Consider the following 6296-nt stretch of genomic DNA (forward strand, 5'->3'; position numbering starts at 1 on the left):
TGAAGGCAACAAGCACCACGTTGTGGAGGCGTAAGAAACGGATTGCGGTTTGCGGACATTCGAGATGGTACGAAAAACAGGATGCACACGAGGCTACTCTTTGAACGAAGGGCATCAGCAGAAAACTGAATAAGGCCGACCTCAAGTTTGAGCCCTTTGTGACCTGAACCAGTAGTTCACCAACTGACCGTCTCCTCTCGCTTCAGCAACATTCTGGTGGTAATGTCCTATTATGACAGCAGAACCCAGACTTGACATCATAGGTGCAGCGCTTGCAGACGCAAGCCGCACTCGCATCCTTTGCGAAATGATGGATGGGCGCGCGTTTACCAATAAGGAGTTGGCTTGCGCTGCCGAGATTTCCGCTCAAACCGCGAGTGTGCATCTCAAACAACTTCAAGCGGCTGGATTAACATCTTGTATTCGTAGTGGTCGTTGCATCTACCACCGAATTGCAAGTGAAGACGTCGCAGGCGTGCTTGAGGTCTTGGCAGGCCTATCCCCTACGGATCACCTATACCGCGCTAGAAATCGAAAGCTGCCCGAAGCGAATATCATGCGAGCCCGCAGTTGCTATAACCACATTGCAGGTAGGCTGGGAGTTTTGATCACCAACCGCCTAGTTGCTCTGGGCTTATTGCGTATACAGGGTGAAGTCGCTGTACTTAGCGTCGCAGGTGAGGCGTTTTTCCGCAAATTGGAAGTCGATGTACCAAACCAAAGTACATCTCAAAAACCTGCCGTGAAGCTGTGCCTCGATTGGACAGAGCGTAGGCAGCATATATCTGGGCCGTTGGCGACAGCGCTTATGGAAAAAGCCTTGAAAATTAACTGGCTTGAACGACGCACGGGAAGCAGAGAACTTTCAATAACTGCACTTGGATACGAGATATTTGAACGCGATTTCGGCATTCCACGGGACCTCATCAACCGCACTGATTATCCTTAACAGTTCGCCCGCTAGCGAACCGTTTGATCACACATACATTTGAAAGTCAGATACTCCGAGTGAGGAGCAACCGGAGAATGATATGACTCTTCCTAATCTTACCACTGAACGGTTCACCCCAGAGCGCGGCTTTCGGATTACGACTCAAATTCCGGATCAAAACGCACAGACAGTTGTGGAGTACGTTCTAAAAGAAACCTCGCTCAAATATGGCGATTACGACAGCGTCACATTTAAAACGGCATTGGGAGTACAGCAATTCAGATCACTGGGTAGCGGTCGAAACACTACGACTGAAACTGTCGTAGAAGTGCCTTGTATGGAGCTTTCGTTCTTTGTTTTAGACGATGATGCACTGGTGGCTCGGGTTGTTGAAGCCATCTATTCTGCACACCCGTATGAAGAGCCGGTTGTATTTGTTGAAGCGTGTTTGCGAACTGTGCACATTCGAGGTTTGGATGAAGATAATCCAAATAGATTCTGGAACTCAGCGCCTGCAGATTGGGTTCCAGAAGAACATCGTTGATTGATCTCCCACGAGCAGCAGTTGGCTTAGGCCAACTGCTGCTTCCCATCCAAAAATCTATCTGCAACGACAACAATCAGAAATAGTAAGAATGCTTTGACTGCGTCGCCCTAAAACAGATGAATGTCTGCAATGGTCACGCTGCTACACGTCAGGAAAGTTTAGAAATTCGGGCCAATACCGGCCATTCGAGCAGTTCTATCAATAGTTGAGGCAGTTTTCGTAGAAGGTGTAATTTAGATGAGGCATCGACATAAACGGTGCCTCATCTGTTATCTTTCTTACCCGCCAAATCCACGCCCTGATCTGGATCCGAAACCACCACGAGACGCGATGGAGGTTCTGGTCTGAACTTTGGGTGGCTTTGGGAGTTTTGCTGTCGCTTTTTTAGGAATACGAGCTGACCGATTGCTCGACGACATGTCGAGAAGGTATCCGCCGCTGGTGTAAAAATGGCGTCGATTGCGATCTGGATAAACAGGGCGAACGCGATACTTCCAGTCAGACAAACCTTGGGCAGCATTAGCAATAAAGTATCCAGCCGCGATTGGAACAAAGTAGCTGCTATAGGAGGTTCCAGTCCCATACGCTGGAACACATGCATACCGTCCATGCTGATCTTCACAGAGGCGGTTGGTGTTGTAGCGCGGTGCGGAGGCATTGTCTGCATCTTTGGCAACCTTGAAGGCTGCGGTGCACTCATTCACGCTATATTGCTCAGCAGAAACACACTGCTCCTGATCGACAAAAACTTGTCCGTCTGCCTTTTCCTCGAACTTATCACAAGCAGCAAGAGACACCCCAGCTGTTGCCATGATTACGAGTTTTAGAGGTCCTGAACGTTTCATCTGGTTTCCTCCAAGGCTCAATAGGTCATGCAAGCGGCATTCAAAAGCCCGACGCTAATAGAAACGCCACCAAGATGGATACCAATTGCGGTTTCACCCTTTTCAATTCTGCTGGAGACTTGCGGGTAGAACGCTCGGAATACTAAAAATGTGACAATTTGCAGGACACCAGCAACAACACCCCAAACAGCAAAATCAATCAAGCCAACAGAGTTGGCAGCGGCGCTTGCGATAGGAATGGAAAAGCCAATAACAGTGCCTGTGAGCGAGAGAGAGGCAGCACTATTATTTTCTTTGATAAGTGCCATCTCCTTATGAGGAGTGACAAACTTGTAGATCGCCACGAAAATCACAAGCATCACAACGGCAACAATAAAATAGGCCAGAAAAGGCAGTAAGCCAAATAAGGAATTTTGAAGTTCAGCCAAAATATTCTCCATAAAGATCAAATATGCAATTCGTGTTGTGAAAGACTACGTCCGAGCATAAAGGCCACACTGCGCTCGTTTGTGCCTTCCACCTCTTCCATGTTCACCAGCAACATCTCGTCTTTACCGTCGCTTAGTTCTCGTGCGAACAACATGGCGCTTTGGAAAATTCTACGTCCAGATTTACCAGTACGATCTTCACTCACACTCTCCCAGTACTGCATGGGTTCTTCCGGCTGGTCAGAGCTGTCAAACCATGCCCGTTCGAACAGTACATCGCCCTGAGAACTGGAGAGCGAAAAGGTTTTTTGGCAGATAGATCGATGGATTTCGCGCCATTGGTGATCTGTACTGGGGTACTGAACATCGTAATAGGACCACAGCATGATCTCGTCAACACGCTCATCAGTGACACCATCCCCTCCCTGAATTTGCAAGAGAACGGCGTCGTCATCCGGGTAAAAACGGTGCAAATGTGACTGTTCGCCAAGATCGCAATGGCCTTGCGCAACAATTGAAAACGTCAGCTGTGGCACCTCGATCAAACTGTCCTGAGGCAGCAGCTTAACGGAGATACTGTCAACAGTAACAGCCCTGCCAATGGTGATGCCGAGCACTTCAGGTAATTCATTTTGAGCTTTTGATTTACGCCAGAACTTCAGCATCAAGCTTCTCCATTAAACGAGACCATGTCTCCGGCTCAAGACGTTGCTGAGCCACATAATAGACGGTGGTACCGCCGCCCAAATCACGCGGAAATGGCTTGAAAGACACATCATCCGCTCCGTTCTGTCCTACAGCAAGCAGAACGGCATTGACCGAAAGAAGTTGCTGTTCAACTTCCGCAGCCAGATACGCCCGTGTCCCTTCAAGAACACCAGAATAAATGGTGGCGTTGTGCGTTGCGCTGCTCAGCGCCATGATAACCCGACTTGCGCCTGGATCCTGCGCAGCACGCACAAGCGTTTCCGTTGCACTCGAAACCACTGCTTCCACATGCGCCAGTTTGGTTGCACGACGAGCTGTGTCTCGGTCACCGAAATAGGCAGCAACATGTACGTTGCCGGAGAGCTCTCGGATAGCAAGGCAGGTGTTGAAGGTTTCCGCATCACTCTCGGTATAAACGATGATCTTTTCAGCATACTCCACCGCAGCCCGTTTCAGTGTTTCCAGCGTATCGAGCCGGTCACCGCGCACAAAGCGAACCCCCTCAGGAACCGTAATGTCGGCAGAGGTAGCGAGCAGCACAATTTTGGTGTCGTTGTCTTTGCCGGCAATCAGGTCGGTGATCATGCGCTCGGTCCGGTCGCTATGATACCCGATGATAACCGTGGCTCCACTAAGGTTTCTGAAGTTTCCGCGACCATCGACCATGCGTCTTACCCCTTGAACGAGAGAGCTGGTGAGCTTGCTCAACACAGCCGTGAAAATAAGCAGTGCACCGGGCACAAACCAGAGCGCCGAAATCAGCCGTCCAGCCTCTGTTGCCGGTGACAGATCACCGTAGCCGACGGTTGAGGCCGTGGTGGAGGCAAAGTACAGGAACACGACAGGGTCAGACACCAGATCTGTCTCACCCGCCCACACAAACAGTAACCACGAGATCAGCAGATACGCGCCTATGAGCGAGAACAGCACCCAAAGACGCAGCTCAACAAGGTGCTCATAGAACTTGGAATATATCCGCTGAATAACTGGCACTGATAAAACGTCCTGTCGCCTGTACACCATAGAACGGTCACTGAAGAAACTTGTGGCGAACTATTGAAATTAACCCCGTGAGTAATAGGTAATTATATTGACTTGGTGAATAGGGAAAAGCATTTATTTGCATTAAATAAGTGCATTCTCTGAGCCCACTCAAGACAGTCGGGTGGTAATCTACTAAAGACTCGCATCTTATAAAGCGCTTTGAACCCATACGGTTTTGAATTGGAGAATTTGTAATGGCTCAGTCGGTTAGCCAATGGACGGCCTCAAGTTTGCTGGAAGCGCTGAATAGCGCAGCAGGCCTTTCAGAGGAAATGGAGTTTGTTGCTGCACCTGAAGCACAGGATGTTTTTGAAGTTCACATGAAGAGCATCGGCGATGTCGTCCTCTTTGTAGTTGTCAGCACTGCACAAATCACCACCACCACCGTGCTCTGGGATCGCGATGAGCTGGAAGATCCGGAAGCGTTTGAAGCACTGATGCTCCGCTCTCACCGTACACTCATGCCGCTCAGCGCCCTCTCCATCGAGAAGATTGGCGACCGTGAGTATCATGAGCTGTTCGGCACCATGTCCTCCACCTCTCCGATTTCTGAGATCGTCGAGGAATTCAAAGTAATCGCAGAAAACGCAATCGAACTGGCCCGTGAACTCGGTCCAAAAGCCAGCGCATAATCAGGAGGCATCTATGAGCATCTGGGGCAAACTGTTTTCTGCGGTGAAGGGCCACGCCAACAACGCAGCTGAGAGCATTCAGGATTCCAACTTGATGGTAATTCTGGAACAGGAAATTCGCGAGGCGAAAGACGCCATCGCCAAGGCCAAGGACGAGCGCTCACGTATGACTGCCAACAGAGTGCTGAAAGAGCGCTCCGTTGCTGAGCTGGAAAGCGAAGTACAGCGCCGTACAGACGCCGCGCGCACGGCAAAATCAACCGGAGATGAAGCGCTGGCTGTCGAGATCATTGAGAGCATTCTCAAGCTGAAAGAAAAGTCGATCTCTGAACAGGATCTGGCGGATCAGTATAAATCCACCGAAGAGAAAATGGATGCTTCTATCCGTCAGTCTCAGGATCGTATTGAAAACCTGAACCGAAAGATCGAAAGCGCCAAAGCAACCGAAGCTTTGATCAAGGCTCAAAAAGCTTCCTCCACCAGCACAGTGGCCTCCAATGGCAAACTGGCAAGTGCGGTGGACAGTCTTGACCGCCTTGAACAACGTCAGGCCCATCAGCAGGCTATGCTGGAAGCTGCCGAGCAGGAAGCGCGGGTTGATAGCGGGGCAGACCTTGAAGAGAAAATCAAGCGCCTTGAGCGTCCGGGACAGGGCGACGTGCAAAAACTTCTTGAAGCCCTATAAGCATCTGAGCTGATCTATGAAACGAATATTGTTGCCTGAGCGCTCCGACTGGAAACAACAGGCAGAAGCGCTCGGCTTCAATTTTCACAGTATGTACGGCGAACCCTATTGGGATGAAAGCCGTGCATACCAGTTCACACTCAAACAGATCGAGGATGATCTGGAAGATGTGACCGAGGAGATTAACGGCCTGTGTCTCCAACTCGTCGACAAAGCGGTCCAAAGTGAGCAGATGATGCACGCGCTACAGATTCCAGAGAAATACTGGGACTGGATCGCGCAATCATGGAAGAACTCCGAGCCAGCGCTCTACGGGCGGTTTGACTTTGTCTACGATGGTAACGGCCCTGCAAAGATGCTGGAGTTCAACGCCGACACTCCAACCTCTTTGTATGAGACCGGCTTCTTCCAGTGGAACTGGCTGGAAGACCAGCTCTCCCGCGGCGGGATCCCGCAACAAGCCGATCAGTTTAACT

Annotated in this window: 9 protein-coding genes; 5 read left to right on the forward strand and 4 right to left on the reverse strand. The window is 50.2% G+C overall.

Annotated elements, in window-relative coordinates:
• Positions 1-232: 232 nt before the first annotated feature.
• Together PsW74_RS27990 and PsW74_RS27995 are read left to right on the forward strand one after the other, a co-directional pair.
• Positions 233-949 carry an ArsR family transcriptional regulator gene (locus PsW74_RS27990; protein WP_057462701.1) on the forward strand — a complete coding sequence of 239 codons (717 nt, stop codon included), beginning with the start codon at positions 233-235 and terminating at the stop codon, positions 947-949.
• An 82-nt stretch (positions 950-1031) separates the two neighbouring features.
• The gene (locus PsW74_RS27995; protein WP_057462700.1) at positions 1032-1475 is read left to right on the forward strand and encodes a hypothetical protein; all 444 of its coding nucleotides are present in this window, start codon (positions 1032-1034) and stop codon (positions 1473-1475) included.
• A gap of 281 nt (positions 1476-1756) precedes the next feature.
• On the opposite strand, the gene PsW74_RS28000 is transcribed toward PsW74_RS27995, so the two are convergent.
• The 4 genes from PsW74_RS28000 to PsW74_RS28015 are packed head-to-tail and all read right to left on the reverse strand — an operon-like array spanning position 1757 to position 4452.
• The gene (locus PsW74_RS28000) at positions 1757-2323 is read right to left on the reverse strand and encodes a DUF1190 domain-containing protein (RefSeq protein ID WP_082830731.1); all 567 of its coding nucleotides are present in this window, start codon (positions 2321-2323) and stop codon (positions 1757-1759) included.
• Positions 2324-2340: 17 nt separating this feature from the next.
• Positions 2341-2763, reverse strand: coding sequence for a DUF350 domain-containing protein (locus PsW74_RS28005; RefSeq protein ID WP_063288414.1), 423 nt, complete (start codon positions 2761-2763; stop codon positions 2341-2343).
• A 5-nt stretch (positions 2764-2768) separates the two neighbouring features.
• On the reverse strand, positions 2769-3416 hold the full coding sequence (locus PsW74_RS28010) for a DUF2491 family protein (RefSeq protein WP_063288394.1): 648 nt from the start codon (positions 3414-3416) through the stop codon (positions 2769-2771).
• Positions 3397-4452: an ion channel gene (locus PsW74_RS28015; protein ID WP_063288393.1), complete on the reverse strand. Its 1056-nt coding sequence runs from the start codon at positions 4450-4452 to the stop codon at positions 3397-3399. Before PsW74_RS28015 ends, PsW74_RS28010 begins: the two co-directional genes overlap by 20 nt.
• Before the next feature lie 245 nt (positions 4453-4697).
• On the opposite strand from PsW74_RS28015, the gene PsW74_RS28020 reads away from it, so the two are divergent.
• The 3 genes from PsW74_RS28020 to PsW74_RS30075 form a co-directional block, all read left to right on the forward strand.
• Positions 4698-5135, forward strand: a complete 438-nt coding sequence (locus PsW74_RS28020; protein ID WP_082830732.1) for a DUF2170 family protein — start codon at positions 4698-4700, stop codon at positions 5133-5135.
• A gap of 13 nt (positions 5136-5148) precedes the next feature.
• Complete coding sequence (locus PsW74_RS28025) at positions 5149-5820, forward strand: PspA/IM30 family protein (RefSeq protein WP_063288392.1); 672 nt, start codon at positions 5149-5151, stop codon at positions 5818-5820.
• Between the two features lie 16 nt (positions 5821-5836).
• Positions 5837-6296, forward strand: a 460-nt coding sequence (locus PsW74_RS30075) for a glutathionylspermidine synthase family protein (RefSeq protein ID WP_244277910.1), incomplete at its 3' end; no start/stop codon positions are given.

Origin of the sequence: Pseudovibrio sp. W74 (assembly GCF_001623085.1) — a bacterium.
Lineage (GTDB): Bacteria > Pseudomonadota > Alphaproteobacteria > Rhizobiales > Stappiaceae > Pseudovibrio.

Coding starts and splice junctions, on each gene's coding strand:
- PsW74_RS27990 (WP_057462701.1), top strand. CDS start 233: ATGACAGCAGAACCCAGACTTGACATCATAGGTGCAGCGCTTGCAGAC.
- PsW74_RS27995 (WP_057462700.1), top strand. CDS start 1,032: ATGACTCTTCCTAATCTTACCACTGAACGGTTCACCCCAGAGCGCGGC.
- PsW74_RS28000 (WP_082830731.1), bottom strand. CDS start 2,323: ATGAAACGTTCAGGACCTCTAAAACTCGTAATCATGGCAACAGCTGGG.
- PsW74_RS28005 (WP_063288414.1), bottom strand. CDS start 2,763: ATGGAGAATATTTTGGCTGAACTTCAAAATTCCTTATTTGGCTTACTG.
- PsW74_RS28010 (WP_063288394.1), bottom strand. CDS start 3,416: ATGCTGAAGTTCTGGCGTAAATCAAAAGCTCAAAATGAATTACCTGAA.
- PsW74_RS28020 (WP_082830732.1), top strand. CDS start 4,698: ATGGCTCAGTCGGTTAGCCAATGGACGGCCTCAAGTTTGCTGGAAGCG.
- PsW74_RS28025 (WP_063288392.1), top strand. CDS start 5,149: ATGAGCATCTGGGGCAAACTGTTTTCTGCGGTGAAGGGCCACGCCAAC.